The organism is Croceicoccus hydrothermalis, from assembly GCF_022378335.1.
GTDB classification, from domain to species: Bacteria; Pseudomonadota; Alphaproteobacteria; order Sphingomonadales; family Sphingomonadaceae; genus Croceicoccus; species Croceicoccus hydrothermalis.
In genome coordinates, this window is the sequence record NZ_JAIQCI010000020.1 from 183,002 (window position 1) to 203,688 (window position 20,687).

Annotated in this window: 24 protein-coding genes; 1 reads left to right on the forward strand and 23 read right to left on the reverse strand. The window is 61.4% G+C overall.

Annotation, left to right across the window (positions count from 1 at the left end; genetic code table 11):
• Window positions 1-8: 8 nt before the first annotated feature.
• From K4G67_RS12260 to K4G67_RS12280, 5 genes are read right to left on the reverse strand one after another with little or no spacing between them, the layout of a single operon-like run.
• Window positions 9-788, reverse strand: a complete 780-nt coding sequence (locus K4G67_RS12260; RefSeq protein ID WP_239806647.1) for a hypothetical protein — start codon at window positions 786-788, stop codon at window positions 9-11.
• Complete coding sequence (locus K4G67_RS12265; protein WP_239806648.1) at window positions 785-1,627, reverse strand: SDR family NAD(P)-dependent oxidoreductase; 843 nt, start codon at window positions 1,625-1,627, stop codon at window positions 785-787. Before K4G67_RS12265 ends, K4G67_RS12260 begins: the two co-directional genes overlap by 4 nt.
• Window positions 1,627-3,987 carry a membrane-bound PQQ-dependent dehydrogenase, glucose/quinate/shikimate family gene (locus K4G67_RS12270; protein WP_239806649.1) on the reverse strand — a complete coding sequence of 787 codons (2,361 nt, stop codon included), beginning with the start codon at window positions 3,985-3,987 and terminating at the stop codon, window positions 1,627-1,629. Before K4G67_RS12270 ends, K4G67_RS12265 begins: the two co-directional genes overlap by 1 nt.
• A 27-nt stretch (window positions 3,988-4,014) precedes the next feature.
• Entirely contained in the window at window positions 4,015-4,761 is a 747-nt protein-coding gene (locus K4G67_RS12275) for a hypothetical protein (RefSeq protein ID WP_239806650.1), read from the reverse strand.
• A gap of 26 nt (window positions 4,762-4,787) precedes the next feature.
• Window positions 4,788-5,324, reverse strand: a complete 537-nt coding sequence (locus tag K4G67_RS12280; RefSeq protein WP_239806651.1) for a nuclear transport factor 2 family protein — start codon at window positions 5,322-5,324, stop codon at window positions 4,788-4,790.
• A gap of 45 nt (window positions 5,325-5,369) precedes the next feature.
• Here K4G67_RS12280 and K4G67_RS12285 point away from each other — a divergent pair, with 45 nt between their 5' ends.
• Window positions 5,370-5,963: an ester cyclase gene (locus K4G67_RS12285; protein WP_239806652.1), complete on the forward strand. Its 594-nt coding sequence runs from the start codon at window positions 5,370-5,372 to the stop codon at window positions 5,961-5,963.
• 90 nt (window positions 5,964-6,053) lie between these two features.
• Here the strand turns inward: K4G67_RS12285 and K4G67_RS12290 are convergent, their stop codons facing one another.
• The 18 genes from K4G67_RS12290 to K4G67_RS12375 form a co-directional block, all read right to left on the reverse strand.
• Window positions 6,054-6,401 carry a nuclear transport factor 2 family protein gene (locus K4G67_RS12290; protein WP_239806653.1) on the reverse strand — a complete coding sequence of 116 codons (348 nt, stop codon included), beginning with the start codon at window positions 6,399-6,401 and terminating at the stop codon, window positions 6,054-6,056.
• A gap of 21 nt (window positions 6,402-6,422) precedes the next feature.
• The gene (locus K4G67_RS12295; protein ID WP_239806754.1) at window positions 6,423-7,058 is read right to left on the reverse strand and encodes a glutathione S-transferase family protein; all 636 of its coding nucleotides are present in this window, start codon (window positions 7,056-7,058) and stop codon (window positions 6,423-6,425) included.
• Between the two features lie 2 nt (window positions 7,059-7,060).
• Complete coding sequence (locus K4G67_RS12300) at window positions 7,061-7,486, reverse strand: limonene-1,2-epoxide hydrolase family protein (RefSeq protein WP_239806654.1); 426 nt, start codon at window positions 7,484-7,486, stop codon at window positions 7,061-7,063.
• A complete protein-coding gene (locus K4G67_RS12305) occupies window positions 7,483-8,235 on the reverse strand; it encodes an SDR family NAD(P)-dependent oxidoreductase (RefSeq protein ID WP_239806655.1) in 753 nt (250 codons plus the stop codon). The genes K4G67_RS12300 and K4G67_RS12305 overlap by 4 nt, the downstream gene beginning before the upstream one ends.
• On the reverse strand, window positions 8,232-9,080 hold the full coding sequence (locus K4G67_RS12310) for an alpha/beta fold hydrolase (protein WP_239806656.1): 849 nt from the start codon (window positions 9,078-9,080) through the stop codon (window positions 8,232-8,234). Before K4G67_RS12310 ends, K4G67_RS12305 begins: the two co-directional genes overlap by 4 nt.
• A 1-nt stretch (window position 9,081) precedes the next feature.
• Window positions 9,082-9,630 carry a VOC family protein gene (locus tag K4G67_RS12315; RefSeq protein ID WP_239806657.1) on the reverse strand — a complete coding sequence of 183 codons (549 nt, stop codon included), beginning with the start codon at window positions 9,628-9,630 and terminating at the stop codon, window positions 9,082-9,084.
• Window positions 9,631-9,646: 16 nt separating this feature from the next.
• Window positions 9,647-10,048: a MaoC family dehydratase gene (locus K4G67_RS12320; RefSeq protein ID WP_239806658.1), complete on the reverse strand. Its 402-nt coding sequence runs from the start codon at window positions 10,046-10,048 to the stop codon at window positions 9,647-9,649.
• Entirely contained in the window at window positions 10,045-10,497 is a 453-nt protein-coding gene (locus K4G67_RS12325; protein WP_239806659.1) for a hypothetical protein, read from the reverse strand. The genes K4G67_RS12320 and K4G67_RS12325 overlap by 4 nt, the downstream gene beginning before the upstream one ends.
• A gap of 12 nt (window positions 10,498-10,509) precedes the next feature.
• Window positions 10,510-11,673, reverse strand: a complete 1,164-nt coding sequence (locus K4G67_RS12330) for an acyl-CoA dehydrogenase family protein (RefSeq protein WP_239806660.1) — start codon at window positions 11,671-11,673, stop codon at window positions 10,510-10,512.
• 50 nt (window positions 11,674-11,723) lie between these two features.
• The gene (locus tag K4G67_RS12335) at window positions 11,724-12,488 is read right to left on the reverse strand and encodes an SDR family oxidoreductase (RefSeq protein ID WP_239806755.1); all 765 of its coding nucleotides are present in this window, start codon (window positions 12,486-12,488) and stop codon (window positions 11,724-11,726) included.
• Window positions 12,488-13,213, reverse strand: coding sequence for an alpha/beta fold hydrolase (locus tag K4G67_RS12340; RefSeq protein WP_239806661.1), 726 nt, complete (start codon window positions 13,211-13,213; stop codon window positions 12,488-12,490). The genes K4G67_RS12335 and K4G67_RS12340 overlap by 1 nt, the downstream gene beginning before the upstream one ends.
• Complete coding sequence (locus K4G67_RS12345; RefSeq protein ID WP_239806662.1) at window positions 13,213-14,154, reverse strand: VOC family protein; 942 nt, start codon at window positions 14,152-14,154, stop codon at window positions 13,213-13,215. Before K4G67_RS12345 ends, K4G67_RS12340 begins: the two co-directional genes overlap by 1 nt.
• A 27-nt stretch (window positions 14,155-14,181) precedes the next feature.
• Complete coding sequence (locus tag K4G67_RS12350) at window positions 14,182-15,021, reverse strand: fumarylacetoacetate hydrolase family protein (RefSeq protein WP_239806663.1); 840 nt, start codon at window positions 15,019-15,021, stop codon at window positions 14,182-14,184.
• A gap of 19 nt (window positions 15,022-15,040) precedes the next feature.
• The gene (locus K4G67_RS12355; RefSeq protein WP_239806664.1) at window positions 15,041-15,814 is read right to left on the reverse strand and encodes an SDR family NAD(P)-dependent oxidoreductase; all 774 of its coding nucleotides are present in this window, start codon (window positions 15,812-15,814) and stop codon (window positions 15,041-15,043) included.
• 10 nt (window positions 15,815-15,824) lie between these two features.
• Window positions 15,825-17,435, reverse strand: a complete 1,611-nt coding sequence (locus tag K4G67_RS12360) for a class I adenylate-forming enzyme family protein (RefSeq protein WP_239806665.1) — start codon at window positions 17,433-17,435, stop codon at window positions 15,825-15,827.
• 160 nt (window positions 17,436-17,595) lie between these two features.
• Window positions 17,596-18,375 carry an SDR family oxidoreductase gene (locus K4G67_RS12365; RefSeq protein ID WP_239806666.1) on the reverse strand — a complete coding sequence of 260 codons (780 nt, stop codon included), beginning with the start codon at window positions 18,373-18,375 and terminating at the stop codon, window positions 17,596-17,598.
• Entirely contained in the window at window positions 18,372-19,373 is a 1,002-nt protein-coding gene (locus tag K4G67_RS12370; protein ID WP_239806667.1) for a quinone oxidoreductase family protein, read from the reverse strand. Before K4G67_RS12370 ends, K4G67_RS12365 begins: the two co-directional genes overlap by 4 nt.
• A gap of 21 nt (window positions 19,374-19,394) precedes the next feature.
• Complete coding sequence (locus tag K4G67_RS12375) at window positions 19,395-20,558, reverse strand: acyl-CoA dehydrogenase family protein (RefSeq protein WP_239806668.1); 1,164 nt, start codon at window positions 20,556-20,558, stop codon at window positions 19,395-19,397.
• Window positions 20,559-20,687: the final 129 nt, after the last annotated feature.

A 20,687-nucleotide genomic window follows, 5' to 3' on the forward strand; every position in this document is an offset into this window, starting at 1 on the left:
AAGTCTTGTCAGGCCGCGCCCAGCTTTTCGGTGCCGCCGGTCATCACATCATCACCCATGCGCGCCCGTGCGCCCTCTTCGGCGGCAAGGCCTTCAGATGTGGGGTGCTGCACGTGATCCTTCGTCAGTTTTTCGGTCAGCTTGTCCCAATGGGTGATCAGCAGGCTTTCCTGTTCGACGAGCGGTGAACCGGCCAGTTCAGGCAAGTCTTTCCAGGCCTTCCAGCTGTCACCCGAATTGACCTTGTAGATGCCCACATAATTGTATTTCGGCGTGGTGGGGATCATCTGGCCGAAGCTGCGAAAGGCCAGCAGTGCGGCGCTTTGCACGCCTGCCCGCCGCGCGGCTGCGGGCAGGTAGTGATCGGCATACCAGGCCCGCAATTCGGCATCCTTGCCCGGCGCGGCGTTGAACTGTTCAAAAACCACGCCGCCAGAATGGGCCGTGTCAGGATCGTTGTTGCGAAAGGCCAGCGGGTAGTAGTGATAGTCCTCCAGCACGCTGTCATCGATGGCGGTGGTCACCATCATCCGGCTGGTCAGCGCATTTTCCCAGTGCTCGCGGGAAAATCGCTCCGGGTCGAAAACATCGTAGAGCGCGAAATACTGCCAGTCATATTCCGGCGGAACAGCCATCGGCTGGTGTTCGCTACGGACGAAGCGCTGCGCGGTGATCGAACCGCGAAAGCGCAAGGCATCGCGGATGTGGATGTTGGTATACCAGTCGTCCAGATCGGCTTCGCGGCCCGGATGCGCCTTGGTCAGCACCACCAGCACGGCTTCGATCATGCCTGCTCTCCGCTGACTGGCGTGAAGGGCATGTGCGGCGCGCCCATCGCCTCGCGATAGGAGATCGGCTGCTTGCCATCGGTGTCCTTCACGCCAAGGCGCTGGCCCAGCTCGGCCCCGATCAGTGCCTGACCGCTGAGCGACATCAGATCCGGCGCCGAATAGAGTGCGTGCAGCACCCGGCCGGTGAATTCCGGCGTTTCCCAGTTGGGCAGGGCTTCGCGCATGTCTGGCGGCAGCATTTCCAGCGGCATCGCGCGCACGGCATCGGTAAGGATGAAGCCCGGCCAATAGGAAATTGCGGCAACGCCGTGCGGCGCAAGATCCACCGCCATATCGGCCATCATCTTGTCGGTCCCCGCCTTTGCCGCGCCATATGCCGCGCCGTGGAAGTAGGAGACGGCGCCGTAGAAGGATATGCTGGCGATCAGGCCCTTGCCCGCAGCTGCCATGACAGGCGCGGCGTGCCAGGCGGCGACATAGTTGGAGCGCAGGCCCACGTCGATCATGTCGACAAGGTGCAACGGCTTTTCCCAGAAGGGGCCGGGCGCGATCAGGTCCATCGCGTGAACGGCGGCGGCATTGTTGACCAGGATATCGATCCCGCCCGCTTCCGCCTTGATGCGGGCAAAGGCGCTTGCCACCGATTCATCGTCGGAATGATCGCAGGCGATGGTGATCGGCGTGCCGCCGCGTTGTTCGATCTCGCCGGCGACTTGTGCAAGGTCAGCCTCGTTGCGTCCGGTTACTACAACCGTTGCCCCCTTGCTGGCGAATTCGCGCGCGATGCCGCGCCCAAGACCCCTGGTTGCGCCGGTCACGACTGTGACAATGCCCATCAATTCTCTCCCGCTGTGCGCACGCCTTGCGGCAAGGCGTAGGCGATCAGTTCGTTGCTGTATCCGGACAGGATGCCGCCGTGGCCGCCAGCTGCGATCACCACGAACTGCCGCCCGGACTGGTCGGACCAGTAAGTCATCGGGGTGGCGTTGCCGCCTGCGGGCAACCTGCCATGCCACAGCTCTTCACCGGTGCGAATGTCGTAGGCGCGGATCATGTGTTCCTGCGTTGCGCCAATGAACGCCAGACCCGACCCGGTAATCACGGCCCCGCCGATGTTGGGAACGCCCATTGGGATAGGTATGCCGAGGGGCAACAGCAGCGGGCCGCTGTCGCGCGCGGTGCCGAAGGGCTTTTGCCACAGCAACTCGCCCGAATTGAGATCAACCGCGCTGACCAGCCCGTAAGGCGGCTGGGTGCACGGTGCCACCAGCGGGGAAAGGAACGGCGCGACCGAAGCGGCATAGGGCGTTCCGGCCTGCGGCACCGGGCCAGCCACGCTTTCGAAGCTGGCGATCTCGGCCGGCTGCAATCCCATCCGGTCAGCCTCTTCGCGGGAAATCAGGCGATTGTAATTGATGACATGCGATGAATTGACGAAGGCGATGCCGCTGCCCGGATCGATGGCAACGCTGCCCCAGTTGTTGCCGCCAAGCGACCCCGGCCAGATGATCGATGCGCGCTCGGTTTCCAGCGGGGTCATATGGCCGTCAAAACGGGCCTTGCGGAATTGCAGGCGGCACCACGCCTGGTCCAGCAGGGCCATGCCCCACATGCTCTTCTCGCTCGGGCGCGGGCCTTCGAAACTGGGCAGGCCGACAGAGAACGGCTGGGTGGGAGAGGCGCGATCGCCCTCCGCTTCGGACACGGCTACCGGCAGTTCGGCGACTTCCGCGATGGGTTCACCCGTGCGGCGATCAAGCATGAACATTTCGCCGCGCTTGGTTGGCTGCAAAAGGGCAGGGCGGCCATCGGCAAGTTCGAACAGCACTGGCTGGGAAGCGATGTCATAGTCCCAGATATCATGATGCGTTGTCTGGAAGTGCCAACGCGGTCGGCCGGTTTCGACATCGAGAGCAACGATGCTGCTGGAATAGGTTTCCATCTCCGGCGTGCGGTGCAGGCCGGTGTAATCGGGGGTGGCATTGCCCAGCGGCACATAGACCATGCCCAGCTCTTCATCCGCGCTCATCACGCTCCAGCTGTTGGGCGTTCCGGGAGTATAGGTTTCACCCTCGCCGGGTTCGCCAAGGCGATCGGGCGCGCCCATGTCCCATGCCCAGGCCAGTTCGCCGGTGACCGCATCGAACGCACGGATGACGCCGGATGGCTCTCCGGTCATCTGGCCGTCGGTCACCCAGCCGCCCACGACCAGTTTTCCGGCAACCACGGTTGGCGGCGAAGTGATGTGATAGTAGCCCGGCGGGGCGTCGCTCATGCCGCGCAGAAGGTCGACCTCGCCCGCCTCGCCAAACCCGGCGCAAGGCTCGCCGGTGCGGGCATCCAGCGCGATCAGGCGGCTGTCTATCGTGGCGGTATAGATGCGTGCGGCGCAGCTTTCGGTCTCGTCCCCATCGGGCACGGCGTAATGGCTGACCCCGCGACATGTTTGCCCGAATACCCCGGCGGTGTCGGCATTGGCGGCAAAGCGCCAGAACTGCTCACCGCTTTCAGGATCAAGGGCGATCACATCGTTGTAGCCGGTGCAGAAATACAGCCGGCCGTCGATCATCAGGGGCGTGGCCTGGAAGGGAGCCGCCTCGCCGTTAGGCTCTGCCCCGGTTGAAAAGCGCCACACCTCTTCGAGTGCCCCCACATTGGCGCGCGTAATCTGGTCTAGCGGCGAAAAGCGCCGTCCGGCCTGAAGGTTGCCGTAGTGGTGCCATTCACCATCGCGCGCGGCTTCGGGGCCGGCGGCAAGTAGCGAAAGATCGTCCCCACCGGCAATGCGATCGTTCCACAAGGTCCACGATAGCCCCCCTGCCAATGCCAGCACTGCAGTGGCCAGCAGGCCGGCGCTCAATCGGGTTACGGGCTTCGTAGCCAGTGATCGCCGGACCCACGGCAGCAGTAGCCAGATGCCAATCCCTGTCAGCAGGCCCATCCGCCCAAGCAACGGCCAGAACGAGATCCCCGATTCCCATACAGACCACGCAAGCGAGACCGCCCACAGCGCGCCATAGGCCACCAGTGCCTTTGGCGATTGGCGCCACAGCAGCCATGCAACGGCGATCAGCGCGAGGCCGCAGGCCAGGTAATAGGGTGAGCCGCCTGCCAGCAACAGTTTCCCGCCCAACCACACCAGGCCGAGGCCCAGCAACAACAGCACGATTGCCAGCAAACGGTTGAGCCAGGTCATGCGGGTCTTATCCTCGATATTGATGCATCAGGGCACCAGCGCACTAGGCCCGCCAAACAGGATCCGGCCGAGCATCGCGGGCACCAGATTGATGGCGAGAAAGGTGACCTGGAACAGCAGGGCCATGCCCCACAGCCGGGCCCATTCACGGCGCCATCCGGCAGGTTTTGCAGCCGCACCAAGGCGCACTTCATGAGCCATGAAGCCATCCGCATTCCTGTCTGCCAGAAGGCCGACGAACCATGCCGCCCACAGCCCGATCAGCAATGGGAAGATCAGTGGTAAGCGCCCTTGCTCGCTTTCCAGAGCCGGGCCGATCACCGAATCATATGTCCACCAGCCATTGGCGACAGAACTGCCTTCGACATAGATCTGGTAAGCCAGAAACAACGGGAAGGCAGTGAGGAAGCTTAGGGCATAGACCGAGCGGGCAGGAAACTTGCGCTTCAGGAACAGCACCAGCGATGTCAGCAGAGGGATGGAGACTGCAAACCACCAGCCCCAGCTGAACGGCATGAACATCGGCTTCACCGGAGTGGTGAAGGCCATTTCGCCCCAGAAGGGGAGGCGTTCGAACTGCGGGTTCCACGCCACATAGGCGCCCCAGTCGGCGAAGAATTCCTGCCAGAAACCGCTTGATCCGGCCACCAGCATAAGGCCGAAAAGGGGAATCCGGCGGTTTTTCGCGGTAAGGGCCGCTGCTGCCAGCAGCAGGCCGCACCACAGATAGATGCTGCCGGTTTCCATCATCCAGGGATTGACCGGATCGCCCATGGTTTGCGCTGCGATTGCTTCCGGGTTCATCGGGTCAGTGCCTTGATATGTTCGGGCAGGTTATGGGCGTAGCTCTTCTTTTCGTAGAGGCTGGAAATGCGCCATCCCTGCGGAGTGCGGCGGAACCGGTGAATGTACCAGAGGCCGAAGAAGATCGTTTGCGGTTCACCATCGTCGCCGGGGACGACCATCGGGTTGTAGCAGACAGTGCGCGTTTCGCAGGTATCGCCATCGAATTTGTACTGCGTGGTGGAAACCGCGTGCTGGGCCATCGGGATCGGGCCAAGGCTGGCTTCGAGGAAGGCCTTTATCTCGGGCAGCGAGCCCCTGACGCCAACCATCTCACTGTAGTCGATCACCGCGTCATCGGTAAAAAACCGGTCCAGGGCATCGAAATCCTTGTTATCCACGGCATAGCAATAGCCAACCAGCAGATCCTGGATCTCGAACCTGTCAGACATCTCTTCCATAGAAAGCACGGCAGTCTCCCTTCTGTCCGTAAGCCCTGCCTGAATGCGCCTGCGCACGGTGGCTTGTGCCTTCCCATTGGTAGGTTGCAGCATCAGTCTTGAAATTGAAAAGGGCCAAGTTCGAAGGCCGTGATCCGCATGGATACCGGTCGCATGCATTCCGAAGCTGCAATCCGCAGCGCAGATAACTGGAGAGAATTTATGGCCGGAAGGATTCCGCCCTTCACAATGGACGACTTCAAGCTTTCGCCCGAAAAGCGAGCAGAAATTTGCGATGGTCTGACCGAGCGCCAGACTTTCATGGTTAACCAGTGGATGGACCTGCACGACAAGCTCAACGTTGGCGACTGGTCGGGCTTTGACGAGTTCATGGACAAGTCGAAAATGACCTACGACAATCCGAACCGTCCTGATCTGGGCACGTTCGAGGAATGGTCGACTTCACCGATGGCACTGTTCACAACTTTCCCGCCGTCGGTTTATCGCACGCTGAAGGCCTGGGGTAAGGGCGACGACGAGATCTGTGTGCTGTGCCACCACCATGGCAAGCACACCGGCGGACCCTACATGGGCGTGCAGCCGACCGGCAACCAGCTGGACGTGCTATGGTTCAGCTGGATCAAGTTCGAAGGCGACAAGATCGTGCACATCTATTCCATCTCGGATGTGCTTTCGATGCTGATCGATCTCGAAGTGATCGAGGCTCCGCAGCCGGTCGATCCCTACAAGTAAGGCAAACCTCCTTTTGCAGAACACGAAAGGGGAGGCAGCAATGCCTCCCCTTTCCTTCTGTGTGCGGCGCGCAGGCCCCGCGCGCAGATCTCAGCCATAGGCGGGCGAGCGGTGGAAATAGCGCACGTCCAGCGTCTGACCGCGCACGTGGTAGGTTTCGATGCTGGGCAGGGTGGTTGTTCCGTCTTCGCCGTGCACGTGGTCGAGAATAAAAGCCGCGGCTTCATCTCCGTTCACCAGCAGTTCGGATATCTCTACGGTGCAGGTGCCGGCAAATTCATCCCACATCTGCTGCACCGCCGCCTCGCCTTCGATGGGCGCGCTGCCTACGTATTCGACGGTAAAACCGTCAGGCCCAAGCGCGCGAAATGCCCTGATCACGCCATCCTGATCGCCAGCGTTCCAGCAGGAGTAGATCGAACGGATGCTTGCTTCCATGGCATGATCTCCTTGCAGCTGTCAGACCGGGGCAGCGAAATCATATTGGCCGCCGCGGGCAATGGCGCGGTGAAAACCTGGCCTGGCATAGATGCGCTGCTGCCAATGGCGGATGACGGGATGCTCCCCCGCACAACCGATTGCGGTGGCCAGCTCGGGGATAAAGCTCATCTGGATGTCTGCGACGGTGAAGTCTTCGCCCAGCAGGTATTCGCCGCTGCCGAGCAATTCCTCGATATAGCACAGCACCTTTGCCAGTTCGGCTGAAGCCGCCTGGTCCATGGCGCATTCCTTTAGCCCGAAAGCGCTGCAATAGACCTTGATCATGATCGGGTTCATGCCGCCCGATACGGCGAGATACAGGCATTCCAGAAACCGAGCCCGGCGCGGATCAGCCGGGTCTATCGACAGCCTCCCGCCGCCGTGGCGATCGAGCACGTAATCCACGATGGCACCGGATTCGCCCAGCACAACGCCGCCTTCGTCTTCCAGTACGGGCGCTTTGCCGAGCGTATGCAGCCGCTTCAGTTCAGGCGGGCCAAGCAGCGTTTCGGGATCGCGTTGGTAGCATTCGAGGCGATAGTCCAGCTCCAGTTCCTCAAGCAGCCAGACGATCTTTTGCGAACGCGAATTGTTCAGATGGTGCAGCGTCAGCATGGTCACATGGCGGCCGCAAGTTCATCCGCCGTGACGCCCATCTGCCGCATCACGTCGCCGCTGTCCCAGTATTCACGCCAGCTGACGATCAGCCCTGCATCGTTCAGTTCGAATACCGCGCAAACCCGGGAACCAACCTTCCTGTCGCCCTTGTGCAGCGTGACGTGGTCGGTGCGTTCGGTGAACACGAAGGGGCCTATCGCTGCCGATGCGTGGATTTCGCAGCGGCATTCGTAGTAAGTGCGATATTGCTTTTGCAGGGCATCGGCGATTGCCGTTCGGCCCACGATCCGGTCGGTGGCGGGAACCAGAGGCTGGTATACCCCATCTTCGGCAAAATATTCCGAAAGGCGTGCAAAATCGGGCATTCCCTCAACGTGGAAATCGTCCAGAAACGCCAGAACACGGTCATGGTTGCTCTTGCTCACAAGCTAAATCCTCCATCCACGATGATTGTTTGCCCGGTTATGTAGGCAGACCGGTCGGAAGCGAGGAACCGCACCGCCTCTGCGACCTCCCCGCCCGTGCCGAAGCGGCGCAGTGCAATCGCCTTCTTCTGCTGCTCCCAAACTTCGGGCGAATAGAGGGTCTTCAGAAAGTGCGTGCCAAGGCCCGCATCGATGATACCGGGCGCCACCATGTTGGCACGGATGCCGAACTTGCCCTCTTCCTTGGCGATGGCTCTGCCAAGCGCCTCCATGCCCGCCTTGGGGACTGATGAAAGCGCATCTCCCGGAGGGAAGGTGTAGTTCGCCACCGAGACAACGATTACGAGATTGCCGTGCTTTTGCGCGCGGAAGATCGGCAGGATTTCCGCCACCACGCGCGTCAGTCCGATCAGTTCGGTCTCGATGACTTCGCGCCACTGGCTCTCACCGATCTGGCTGACGAACGGCTGCTCTATGGCCACGCCGGAGGCAAAGACCACGGTATCGATGGAGCCGAGCTGAGCGGCCGCATCGGCGATGGCAGAATGCACCGAAGCGGGATCGGCAAGGTCGCAGGATACCGGCCAGCCCTTGCACGAAGCGGGCAGGCCGGCGCAGAGCTTCTCCGCCTCTGCCTTGCTGGAACGATAGGTGAGGGCGAGGCCGTCGAAATCTTCGGCCAGTGCCATTGCGGCTGCCTGCCCAAGGCCGCCGGTGGCGCCCACGATCAAGGCATTCCTTGCGCTCATCCGACAGGCTCCTCTGGATAACGGGCCAGCTGTGCCAGCAATTGTGCCGCAAAGGCATCGTTCCGGTCGGCGGTGAACATGTGGCCGGCGCCGGGCGCGGTCAACACGTCCAGATGCGGGGCCAGCGTCTTGAAACGCGCGGTGTTGGTATCGTTGACGAGATGGCTCAGCTCTGCCCGCACCATCACCAGCGGGGAAGTTACCCGCGCGGCTGCGGCAAGCACGGCTTCATTCTCGCTTGGTGGATGCAGGAATTCATCGTTCCCGGCGGCGGGATCCCAGTGCCAGTGCCAGCGCCCCTTGTCGTCCTGTCGCATCGATCGGGCGAGCCGGGCGGGATCGGCCACGCGCGGCTGATCCAGATGGCGGGACAGCGCATCGGCAGCCGCGTCCAGACTGTCATAGCCCCTGGCACCTTCGGCGAAGAACTGGCGAATTCCGTCGATCCCGTCGTCGGGCATGTCGGGCGCCACGTCGGCCAGCATGATCAGCCGGATCCTTGCCGGGTGGCGCGAACCCCCGATCAGTGCGGCCTGCCCGCCGCGCGAAGCGCCGACCAGCGTCACCCGCCTCGTGAACTGCGCAAGCAGGGCCTCCACGTCGCGGGCAAACGCCTCGACATGATAATCGCCATCTGCCGCCCAATCGCTTTCACCGTGGCCGCGCAGGTCGAAAGCAATGCCATAGAAGCCTGCCTCGCCAACCTGCCGGGCAGAGCCGCGCCAGGCGTTACGGCTTTGTCCGCCGCCATGAAAAAAGAGGACGGGTGCAGCCTCCGGATCGCCGAAGGCTTCCCCGGAAAGCTGCAGTCCGTCCCCTTGGTAGCTGACAGTTTGGCCGCGCAAATCAGGCCGTGATGGGCACTGTTTCGGCGTGGCTGGGGTGCTCTCCCGGGCCCTTGTAGGCGAACTTTCCGGGTGCATGGTGCCACTTGCCATCGTCGTGGCTTTCATAAGGTGATGCCACTTCGATCAGGCATCCGTGCGTGCTCTTGGGACCGACCCAGCTCCACTTCTGCCAGGTCATGTCAGGATCGTTGAAGGTTTCGCCACCGCCGGGAAGGTGCAGACCTTCGGCTTTCAGCTTCTCCATCGCGGCGGGCACATCGTCGGTGCTGAAGCACAGGTGATGGACATGCTCGCCAACCTTGTCCAGCCGCTTGCCCAGCGGCGTGCCGGGAGCGGGCTGGATGAACTGGATCTCGGTCGAATATTCGTTGACGAAGGTAGCCCATTTCATGCCGGCATCATCGCCGCTGGAGAATTCATCGTACTTCACGATGGGCTTTTCGAGCGACTGCGGATCGAGCACGCGGAGGATCTTGGTCCAGTCCTCGATCGCCTGATCGAGATCGCGAACCACCATGCATACATGGGCAAAGGGACCGCTGGGCATTGTTCTTCTCCTTGAATTAAATGATGATTGTGGCGGTGCCGGCATTCACGGTGCCGCGCCCATCCACATCGAGTTTAAGGTCACAGGAAACACGGTTTCCTTCAACCGCCGTAACTTCGCCCGAAGCGACCGCGCGGTCACCTTCGTAGACGTTGTCGAGAAAGCGGGAATCCATGCTTTCGATACGGCAGCCGGGAAAGGCCGCCATCAGCATGTTCATCATATAGGCCACGTTGATCGGACCCTGGTTGATGCGCTTGTCGCCAAGGCCCTTTGCCTTCACCACTTCCACATCGAGGTGGATCGGGTTGGGATCGGCCAGAAACACCGACCAGTCTCGCATGGCATCGGGACTGACGCTTTCGATCACTAAGGGCGGCAAGGCATCGCCTGGCTTGATGGTGCTTGCGGCGGTCATGCGGCCAACTCCTTGCGCGGCAGAACCCACACGTTGTCAGTCTCCAGCACTGCATCGCCGCCTTCAGCCGGGTGCAGGCGCAGGCGGTAAGTAAGAACGTCCATCACGCCAAGCTTGCGGCTTTTCTTGCGCACCAGGCTGAGGATTTCGCCGGTAACCTTGTAGTCCTGCCCCACCATCAGCTGCTGGGCAAAGCGCACGCCGGATGAACCCATCATCGGGCCATCTTCAACGTCGAATTCGCAGGTTTCGCAAACGCCTGCCACGGTCTTGCCCATGGCGACCTGGGTGGCGATGTAATAATAGATGGGATGCGCGGTGCCATCGCTGGACGGTTCCACTCTGGTGGACTTGCACAGGGCGGCATTTTCATCGGCGCTGATCGTAAAGATCGCGGTGCCATCCAGCGATGTTCCGGCGACGTTGGGGGCAGGGGGGAATTCTTCCATCTGCGATATCCTTCAGAACGACCGTGGCAGGCCGAGATTCTCGGCAATCGAATTGCGCACCATCTCGTTGGAGATCGGCGTCATGCGCAAGATGCGGTGATCACGCCAATATCGCTGCATGTCGGTTTCGGCGGAATAGCCCATGCCGCCCATGATCTGGATGCCCATGTCGGCTGCCTTCACGGCGTTTTCCGTGGCCACCATCTTCAGCATGTTTGCTTCGTTGCCGCAGGGCATGCCGTTCGATTGCATCCATGCCACGTTATAGAGAAGCAGCTCCGTCACCTTCTGTGCGGTGGCGATATCGGCCACATAGTGCTGCAGGATCTGGAAACGCCCGATAACGCCGCCAAAAGCCTTGCGCTGCATCATGTATTCCAGCGCGTCTTCAAGCACGCCGTCAATCGCGCCCAGGCACTGTGCGCCCACCATGATGCGTTCGTTGTTGAGGCTGGGCAGCATCGCGCTCCATGCCTTGCCGGGTTCGCCGAGCACGTCCTCGTCCGGCACGAACACGTCTTCGTAGTGCACTTCGCAACTGCCCATGGCGCGCATGCCCAGCTTGGGCAGCAGGCTGGCGGTAATACCGGGAGACTTGGCATCCACGAACAGGGCGATCAGCCCGTGATGCTTCTTTTCGGCATTGCGATCGCTGCGCGCCAGCACCAGCAGCCGGTCGGCAACCTTCGCGCCGGTGGTCCACATCTTCGCGCCGTTCAGCTTCCAGCCGCCATCGACCTTGTCGGCAAATGTCTTCATCGCGCCGAGCACGTCGGTCCCGCCGTCAGGCTCTGTCATGGAGAGCGAAACGCGCAGGTTTCCGGCTGCCATCTCGGGCAGCCAGCGCTGTTTTTGTTCTTCGCTGCCGGCAATCGCCACCGAATGCGCGCCGCCGAACGAGGTCAGCCCCCACACCCACAGCAGGCCGCCCGCCGTGCGGGCCATTTCGCGGGCGAAGATCATCTGCATCAGCACGTCGCCGCCAAGGCCGCCATACTCTTCGGGGATGCCGATGCCGAAGAAGCCTTGCTCCTTCAGTTTATCCCAGATTTCAAAGGGGTAGTTTTCCTCATCCGCTTCAAGCTTGCGCATGAGATCCTTGGGCAATTCCGCATCCACCCAGCGGCGCACGACATCGCGGAACGCGATATGTTCTTCGGTAAGATTGAAATCCATGCTCGCCTCTTGCTTCCGGATCTCCGCCTGGCAACCTATCGAACGGAGGGCTAGATTGACAGTCCGCCTTCCACCGGGATTACCGAACCGGTGACATAGGAGCCTGCCGGAGAAGCCAGGTAGATTGCTGCCCCGGCCATGTCTTCTGCCATGCCGGTGCGCCCGCGCGGAACCATCGATTCCACCATCTGGCGCATGGCATCGTCGGTAATCACGGTCATGTCGCTTTCGAAAAAGCCAGGTGCGATCGCGTTCACGGTAATGTGATCGCCGGCAAGGTTCTTCGCCAGCGACTTTGTAAGCCAGTGGATCGCGCCCTTCGATGCCTGATAGGCGTAGACTTCACGCGGGCCGATCTTGAGCGCCCCGACCGAGCCAATGTTGATCACGCTTGCCGGGCGCTGGGCCGTGGCCCCCTTGCGCAGCAGCGGCAGCAGTTTCTGCAGCAGGAAGAAGGGGCTCTTAAGGTTGAGATCGAGAACCCCGTCCCAGTCCTGTTCCGAGAATGCATCTATCGGCGCGTCAGACAGGGTTCCGGCGTTGTTGACGAGGATGTGCAGCGCATCTTCCCGGGCGGAAAGGCCGGCTGCCAGCGTCTGGATGCCATCGAGCGTGGAGAGATCGGCGGAAATTCCAGTTACATCGCCTGCCATGTCCTCTGCAGCGGCTGCCACCTTTTCGGCGTTGCGCGCACAGATGTAGACCCGTGCACCTGCGGCGGCGAGGCCTTCTGCAATCATCCGGCCAATCCCGGCACTGCCGCCGGTTACCAGCGCAACGCGCCCTTCGACCGAGAACAGGTTTGCGGCATCGATCATTCGACGATCTCCAGGATCATCTTGGTCAGACCTTCGGGATCACCGACGTTGAAGGCGTGATCGCCCGGATGCTTGTGCACCGGCCAACCCAGCTTTTCGGCACGTTCGTGCATCATGCCCATGATGGTGTGCTCGGCGGCGATGTAATCGACCGGGTGGGTGATCGCTTCTGCGCCCACGGGAATGGCGCAACTGGTCGCCCGCATCGGCTGGTCTGACAAGTGATCCAGCAGCCATTTCTCGCGGTCACGGTCCATCATGTGCGGATGTTCCTTGGCCATTGCGCGCTGCTGTTCGTGAACGCCCGAACCTATCGGCCCTTCGCCTGCGTCCAGCATGGCGTCCAGTCCGGCGGCTTCTTCCTCGCTGGCAAAGCCCATCATGGAGGCGATGCGTTCCCCGGCATGGGGCACGATGGCATCAAGGTAAATTACCCGGCAAATTCGGTCGCCAGCCTGTGCCAGAACACCCGGCGCAACGGTTCCGGCATAGGAGTGTGCGACCAGGATTACGTCGGTCAGGTCTTCGTACTTCAGCACGTTGACGATATCGGCCACATGCACGCTGTTGCCGATGTCGCGGCCGATAAGGTGCTCGCGCTCACCAAAGCCGGTGAAGGTGGGCGTGTAGACAGTGTGCCCTTTCGCTTCCAGTTCGGCGCGCATGAACTTCCACGTCCAGCCGCCCATGCCGCCACCGTGCATCAGAAGGTAAGTAGCCATTATTCGGGCGCTCCAGGTTCAAGGTTCGAGACGAGTTCGGGCGGCACATCGGGGCCCCACAGGTAGAAACTGTCTTCAGGCGCGTGCTGCGCTGCCGGCCATTCGCAATCCGCCGGGATATAATCGATATCGGCGGAAAACTCGGCGTAGCTGCCCCAGGGATCGCGGGCATAATAGAAGTAATTCCCGCCAAGCACGTGGCGGCCTACGCCCCAGCCTTCCTTGTAGCCTGCGCGCATCATCTGCGCCGAGCCGAGGCCAACTTCCTGGATCGAGCCGACATCCCAGCTGCTGTGGTGCATCCCGCGATGCGTGGAGCCGACAAGGGCGAGCAGGTGATGGTCGCTGCCGTGCGGCCCGTGCAGGAAGGCCACCACGGGGCCACTGCCGTCAGACAGACGCAGGCCGAGGTTCTTCTCATACCAGTCCGTGGCTGCGATCACATCGGTGGTGTAGATCGCAAAGTGCGACAGGTTGCGGGGCCGCGTCTGCGGTGCCTTGGAATTGAAGACTGCGCCCGATTCACCTGCTTTGGAAGACTGGACGGTGAACTGCGTCTTGGCATCGGGGGAGCACTTGTCTCCCACCGCGATGTTCAGCGGCATGCCGTCAAACCCTGCGAACCAGCTGCCCTTGCCGGGCGTCCCGTCCAGCGCATCGATCCGCTCCACGCCGTTCTCGTCAAGGCGGGCAAGCAGCGCGTCTTCATCTTCGGCGTAAATGCCGAAGCTGATGTAGCGCAGCTGCTTTACCGGCCCTTCGACAATGCGGCCCCAGCAGTGGTCGTTGCCGAAGGTGTAAAGTTCCAGCCCGTCTGCCGTTTCACGCACGTCCAGTCCGAACGTTTCGTAAAAGTTCCTGGCCTTGGCAAGATCGGGTACTTGGAGGCCAAAATGATCGATCGAGTGGACGCCCAGGGCGCCAGCGCGTTTCTGCGGCATGTCTCTCTCCCTTGCAGCAGTGGTCCGTTATTCAGCCACCACGGTGTTTTTCAGCAATCCGATGCCTTCAATTTCGACTTCGCAGACATCGCCGGCCTTCATCCACACCTGCGGATCGCGCGCCACGCCCACGCCGCCTGGCGTGCCCATCACGATCACGTCGCCCGCTTCAAGCGTCATGAAAGTGGACAGCAGGTGGATGGTGTTGGCGACGGTGAAGATCAGGTTGCCGGTGTTGGACGACTGCATGACCTCGCCGTTCACCCGGCATTCGATCTTCAGGCCGGCAGCACCGGCAGGCACTTCGTCCGGGGTGACAAGCCATGGGCCGAAGGCGCCGGTATCATCGAAGTTCTTGCCCGCGGTCCATTGCGGCGTGCGCAGCTGGTAATCGCGGATGGAGGCATCGTTGAACACGGAATAGCCAGCCACGTGATCAAGTGCGCCGGATTCGGCGATATTCTTGCCGCCCTTGGAAAGAACGACGACAAGCTCCGCCTCCCAGTCAAGCTGCTCGGATACCTTGGGCAGAATGATCGGTGCGCCATGGCCGATAAGGCTGGATGCAAAACGACCGAACAGCACCGGAAAATCCGGGATACCAAGGCCTGCCTCTTCCGCGTGATCGCGGTAATTCAGCCCCATGCAGATGATCTTGGGTGGCTTTGCAACCGGCGGCAGGAACGTCAACGATGCTTCGTCTACCGTTTCCCCGGCAGCAGCGGCAGCACCGGCGGCGGCCAGTTTGCCACTGGCAATCTGGGCATCCAGATCGGTCAGGCCGGCATCCCAGACCACCTTGGTTTCGCCATCAATCTTGGCCGCGAGGCCGGTTTTTCCGTCTTTGCTTACCCGTGCAAGGCGCATGTCATTCTCCGATCGTGTGTTACTTGCTGGCCTTCTGGCCGGTTCCGCCACCGGTGGCGGGCATAAGGTTGCTGCTCATCCCGCCGTCGACAAGGATATCGACACCGGAAATATGGCCTGCTTGCGGCCCGAGCAGGAAGATGATCGCATTGGCCACGTCCTCGGCCATGCCCAGCTTGCCCAGCGGGATCATCGATTCCCGCTGTGCCCTGCGGTCCGGATCGTCGTATCCGGCCTGAGTCATGGGCGTATAGGTTGGTCCGGGCGAAACGGTGTTGCAGCGAATTCCGTCCGGTCCCCATTCCAGCGCGCACTGGCGCATCAGCATCAGCAATGCGGCCTTGCTGGAAGAATAGAAGCCAAGCCCCGGCGTTGGCTGCGTGGCAGACATGGATGCCGTGGCGACAAATGCGCCGCGTGACTGGGCAAGATAGGGCTGGGCAGCCTGACCCAGCAGCCAGGTTGCGCGGGTGTTTATGGCATAGACCCGATCGAACTGGTCGACGGTCTGCTCCACCAGCGGCGCACTGGAGATGATCCCGGCGTTGCTGACCACACCATCGATACCGCCCATGTGATCCACCGCGGCGGCAACGATATCGCGCCCGCAATCGACGGAGGACAGATCGCCAAAATGCGCACGCGCCCCCGCACCGATCGCGGCGACAACAGCGTTCACGCCTTCCTCGTCCCGGTCGGTCAGCAGCATCTGGTGCGGTTCGTCCTGCGCGGCCAGCAATTCTGCCACCGCGCGGCCAATGCCGCTGGCCGCTCCTGTAATCACCACGCGCATGCAAAACACCTCATTCCGAAATTCCCAGTTCGGCCATCAATTGCTGGCGCAACTTGAACTTCTGGATCTTGGACGCCGACATTGGCCAGTCGTCAACATAGCGGATATGGCGCGGCACCTTGAAGGAAGCGATCCTTTCCTTGGCAAAGGCGATCAGTTCCGCTTCATCGGGGCGCATGCCGTTCGCCAGCTTGACGAAGGCTGCCGGCACTTCTGCCAGCCGTTCATCAGGGATGCCGATCACTTGAGACAATTCGACCGCTTCGTGAGTGTCGAGAATGGCCTCGACCTCGGCAGCGGCAACATTCTCGCCACCGACCTTCAGCATATCCTTGAAACGGCCATGGAACTGCATGTGGCCATCGGCGTCGATCGAACCAATATCACCGCTGTGATACCAGCCATCCGCGTCTATCACCTCTGCCGTTTTCACCGGATCGCGGTGGTAGGCATCGAGCATGTTGTAGCCCTTTATCAGCACTTCCCCGCGTTCACCCGTCGGCACATCCTGCCCGGTTTCTGTATCCACGATGCGCACCGATACGCCCTTGAGCGGATAGCCCAGCGTCTTGAAACCCATCTCCGGGTCCATGTCATAACCGCCGGTGGTCACGATTCCGCTGGCTTCCGACATGCCGAAGGTGCCTACTTGCAAGGCGTTGGGCATCTTGCGGCGATATGCGTCGCCGATTGACTGGGGCATCTGGCAGAAACAGCTGTTCATCAGCCGCACGCTGCTCATGTCGGTCTTGTCCCAATCGCAGTGGGCGATCATGGCCTGGTGGAAGGTGACGAAGGGCAGGAACAGCATGGTCGCGCGTTCCGCCTCAATCTGTCGTAGGCTTTCGCCCGCATCGAAATGCGGCTGGCCGATGAATGTGCCGCCAACCTCCACCGCGCCCAGCATCGCCAGCATGGCGGCGATATGGAACAGCGGCATGGGCGACCACACGCGCTCGTCTTCCTTGAAGGCCCAGCGGTTGCGGGCAAGGTTGCTGGCTTCGCGTGAGATCGCTTCGTTCGACAGCAGGCAGCCCTTGGGGTTGGCCGATGTCCCCGAAGTATACAGGATCATGCAGGTATCGCGCAGGCGCACCGAAAGCCGGGCATCATGCACAAGGCTTTCGTCAACACCTTGCGCGGCGGCATCGAAAGCCTGCTGGTCGATAAAGCCGGGTGCCTGCTTGCCGCCGCTGAGGACAAGGCGCCGCAGCAACGGCGCCTGCGACACATGCAGCGCCGCGGGATCCTTGCACTCGCGGATTTCGGGGAAGGCTTCGGCCAGGCGCGTGGTGAAATCGACGAAATCATCGGCCTCACTGTTGGTGACGACCGCCACAAGGTCTGCATTTTCGACCACGTAGGCAATTTCGGGCGCGCGATAGCGGGCATTCATCAGCACTGAAACGCCACCAACCATGGAGACCGCAAACAGCGTTTCCACGAAATCGATGCCGGAAGGCAGCAGAATGCCGACATGGTCACCCTGCTTGATTCCCAGTCCGATCAGGCCGCGTGCGCGGTGCAGCACCGATTGCACGACATCGTCGTAGCTGCGCCTGCCCGCAGGAAAGACCAGCGCTTCTTTTTCTGGATGGGCATCCCAGGCCTTGAGCAGCATGTCTGCAAGCGGACTTACGCTGATCCGAATACTGGACGCATCCTCGCCATTACCAGACACGCGTGCCTCCTCCAATTCCTGCCCAACTTCGCGCATCTTACTTCAGTCCAAGAGCCACCAGTTCCCCTCTCCAAGGATAGGGACGGTGGGAATTGCAGTTCTATCCGCAGCCAGCCGCGCCGCCATCGACGGGCAGCGCGACGCCGGTGATGTAGGCACCGGCACGGGAAGAGAGGTAAACCACCGAACCGGCGATTTCGTCCGCGCGACCCAGCCGGCCCATCGGGATCTTGGCCAGCACTGCCGGGTCAACCTCGTCCTCATCACGCAGGTGAGCAGTCATCTTCGTGGGGAAGAAACCCGGAACCAGCGCGTTCACATTGATGTTGCGGTCCGCCAGATCGCCCGCGAGATCGCGGCTCAACATGTGGATCGCGGCTTTGCTCGCCGAATAGGAATAGGCGGAGAGGCGGGCGGTCTTCAGGCCCGCGACAGAGCCGATGTTGATGATGCGGGCGGGATCGTCACTCGTTCCGCCTGCTTCCAGCGCGGGCAGCAGTTCGCGGATCAGGGTGAAAGGCGCCTGCACGTTCACCATCATCACGCCCGGCCAGGCCTTGTCGGGAAAATCATCCAGCTTTCCGCCCCAGGTCTTTCCCGCGTTGTTGACCAGGATATGCAACTTGTTGCCGAATTCGGCCTGTACCCGCGCGGCCAGATCGACCGCGGCTTCGGCGCTGGAAAGGTCGCAGGGCAGGGAGATGCAGGTTCCCAGCGAGGACATTTCCTCTGCCGCCGCGTTGCAGATGTCTTCCTTGCGCGAGGTGATGGCAACAGTTGCGCCGGCTTTCAGCAGGCCCTCTGCAATCATGCGCCCAAGGCCCTGGGCACCGCCGGTCACCAGCGCCACCTTCCCTGTCAGGTCAAACAGCTCGTTCATACGGTGATTGCCACCTTGCCGAACTTGTGATCGTTTTCGAGGTAAAGCAGCGCCTTGTCGGCCTCTGCCAGCGGGAATGTCTTTTCGATCACCGGGCGAATGTTGTGCTTGTCGATGAAGGCCAGCATGTTGCGGAAATCTTCCGGATCACCGACCTGGCTGCCAACGATGCTAGCGCTCTTCAGGAACACCCCTGTCGCAGTGATCTCGAACTTGTCGCCCGCAGTGGAGCCATAGATCACGATCCGCGCGCCGGGCTTGATGGCCCGGATATAGTTGGCATAGCTCGGCCCCGGTGCGCCATCGAGCACCACGTCGATCCCGCCGGTCATCGGGCCGACTTTCTTGCGCCATTCAGGATCGGTGTAGAGCAGGCCGTCAACCGCGCCCATGCTCTTGGCCCGTTCGATCACTTCCTCGCTTTCGCCGGTGACATAGACCTTGCAGCCCAGCGCCACGGCATAGACCAGCCCAAAGGTTGCCACGCCGCCGCCGACGCCGCTGATCAGCACGGTGTCGGTGGACTGTAGCTGGCCCTTGAACATCAGCGCCCGCCAGGCGGTCAGCCCGGTGAGGATCGATGCCGCGGCCTCTTCCCAGCTCATGCCCGCAGGCTTGGGGGCAAGGTTGTCAGCCGGAACGCAGACATACTCCGCGATCGTGCCGGGATGCGGCATGCCCAGAAGGCCGAATTCGGCTTGCGGTGCATGGCGGTTTGGTCCCCAGTCGCGGCCCGGGTAAAGCACCACCTCGTCGCCGATGTTTACGCCTTCGACGCCATCACCGATCATGTCGACCACACCGGCGCCATCGCAGCCCATCGTGCACGGGGTAACCATGCCGGGATAGAGACCGCGTGAAATCCACATTTCACGGTGGTTCATCGATGCTGCTTTGATCGCCACGCGCACTTCGCCGGTTGCGGGTTCGGGCGTTTCCACATCGGCGACCCGAACGGATTCGGGACCGTCTGTGGTTTCAAGCAAGAGAGCTTTCATGTGAGCAAAGTCCTTTTGTGATCAGTAGGAGCGGGGAAGGCCAAGCGACTGGGCAATGCCGTTCTTGACCATCTCGTTGGTGATTGGGCCGATCCGCCACAGGCGGCTGTCACGCCAGTATCGCTGCATGTCGGTCTCGGCTGAATAGCCCATGCCGCCCAGCATCTGGATGCCAAGGTCTGCGGCCTGGTTAGCGGCTTCGGAAGCGTGCAGCTTGAGCATGTTCGCTTCGTTGCCCACCGGCTCTCCGCGGGCTTGTTTCGAGGCGCAGTAATAGAGAAGCAGCTCGGTCGTCTTCTGCGCAGTCGCGATATCGGCGATGTAATGCTGCAGGGCCTGGAATTCGCCAATAAACCGGCCGAATGCCTTGCGCTGCATGACGTAAGCCAGCGCATCCTCCAGCACACCGTCGATCACGCCGAGGCAAAATGCGCCGACCATGATGCGTTCGTTGTTCAGCGTGGGAAGCAGCGTGTACCAGGCGTTGTGCGGCTCGGCGAGGACGTTCTCGTCAGCCACGAACACGTTATCGTAAACGACGGTGCAACTGCCCATCGAACGCATGCCCAGCTTGGGCAGCGGGGTGATCGATACGCCCTGCGAATCTGCCGGAACCCAGAACAGCGTCAGCCCCTGGTGTGCCTTTTCAACGGTCTTGTCGGAACGGGCGATACACAGGAGATAATCCGCCACATGGGCAGACGAGCTCCAGATCTTTTCGCCGTTGAGTACCCAGCCGCCGTCAACCCGCTCTGCAGTGGTTGCCATACTGCCGAGAAGGTCTGTGCCGCCGCCAGGCTCAGTGAAAGAAATGGCCGCCTTCAATTCACCGGCGGCGATCCTGGGCAGGTACTTGGCCTTCTGTTCCTCAGAGCCGTAAAGGCCGATGGATTTCGATCCCGCGAACGAGGTGATGCCCCAGATCCATGAAAGCCCGCCCAACGATCGTGCCAGTTCGCGTGCCAGCACCATCTGCATCAGCACATCGCCGCCCTGGCCACCGAATTCCTCGTCAATTCCAACGCCGTGCAGGCCTGCTTCGGTGAACTTGTCCCACAGGGCATGCGGATAATTGTCTTCATCGGCTTCCAGCTCGCGCGCCGAATCCTTGGGGCACTCGTTGTCCACCCAGCGCCTGATCACGTCGCGAAACGCGCTGTGTTCTTCTGGTAGATCAAAGTCCATTTAGCTCTCCCAACGCCCGATCCGCACGCAGCGGGCGCTCCTTTGATTACAGGGTGTAGGGAAACCTGCCTGTCAAAACCTATCTGCGGATAGGAAATGACCCTTGCAAGACCTGTTTCGGTGGAGGAT